Origin of the sequence: Bradyrhizobium monzae, from assembly GCF_021458635.1 — a bacterium.
In the GTDB taxonomy this organism is placed as follows: Bacteria; Pseudomonadota; Alphaproteobacteria; order Rhizobiales; family Xanthobacteraceae; genus Bradyrhizobium.
In genome coordinates this window covers 1-374 of the sequence record NZ_JAIRDQ010000044.1, presented here as the reverse complement: position 1 = coordinate 374, position 374 = coordinate 1, and the positions used below count along the sequence as shown (strand labels likewise).

1 protein-coding gene is annotated in these 374 nt (G+C 65.2%); it reads left to right on the top strand.

Annotated features, from left to right (window positions below; all coding sequences use genetic code 11):
* A partial coding sequence (locus K3F49_RS39080; RefSeq protein WP_234686164.1) for a transposase occupies positions 1-374 on the top strand: 374 nt, incomplete at both ends.

The following is a 374-nucleotide window of genomic DNA, read 5'->3' as shown; positions in this document are numbered from 1 at the left end:
GCGATGCCGCTCCGGATGACATTGCCGCCCTGAAAGCGGCGCTGGCAGCCGAGCGCGCGAAGGGTTTGGAGATCGCCGCTGAACTTGCAGTCGCCCGCGCGAAGGCATCTGAAGACGAGGCGCTGATCGCCCAGCAGAAGCTGCAGATCGCCAAGCTGAAGCATCAAATCTACGGCCAGCGGTCGGAGCGTTCGTCGCGCCTGATCGAGCAGCTGGCGCTGACGTTCGAAGAACTGGAAGCCGACGCCACCGAGGACGAACTGGCGGCGGAACGGGCCGTGGCGAAGACGACGACGGTAGGTGGATTTACGCGCAAGCGTCCCGAGCGTCAGACCTTCCCCGACCACCTGCCACGCGAGCGGGTGGTGATCGAT